This is a genomic window from Streptomyces hokutonensis, assembly GCF_000376565.1.
Taxonomy (GTDB): Bacteria; Actinomycetota; Actinomycetes; order Streptomycetales; family Streptomycetaceae; genus Streptomyces; species Streptomyces hokutonensis.
In genome coordinates, this window is the sequence record NZ_BARG01000178.1 from 1 (window position 1) to 540 (window position 540).

The 540-nt window shown below is 72.6% G+C and carries 1 protein-coding gene; it reads right to left on the reverse strand.

What is annotated here, in order from left to right; all coding sequences use genetic code 11:
• Positions 1 to 540: cation:proton antiporter (locus SSP08S_RS54605; protein WP_019076055.1), on the reverse strand; the 540-nt coding region annotated here is incomplete at both ends.

Below are 540 nucleotides of genomic sequence, written 5' to 3' on the forward strand. Positions count from 1 at the left end.
CGGGATGCTCGCCGGGTCGGTGTGCAGGCCGAAGAAGACGAAGAACACGGCGGCGAACAGGTCCCGCAGCGGGGAGAGCAGGTTGTGCGCGCCCTCCGCGGCCTCTCCGGACAGGGCGATGCCGACCAGGAACGCGCCCACGGCGGCGGAGACCTGGAGCTGCTGGGCGAGGCCGGCGACCAGCAGGGTCAGGCCCAGGACGACCAGCAGCAGCTTCTCGGGGTCGTCGCTGGAGACGAAGCGGGAGATGTGGCGGCCGTAGCGGACCGCGACGAGCAGGACGAGTGCCGCGGCGCCGAGGGCGACGGCCAGGGTGAGGCTGCCGGCCGCGAGGCCCGTGCCGGCCAGCAGGGCGGTGATGATCGGGAGGTAGACGGCCATGGACAGGTCTTCCAGGACCAGGACGCTGAGGATGACCGGGGTCTCGCGGTTGCCGAGGCGGCCCAGGTCGCCGAGGACCTTGGCGATGACACCGGAGGAGGAGATCCAGGTGACCCCGGCCAGCACCACCGCGGCGACCGGTCCCCAGCCGAGCAGCAG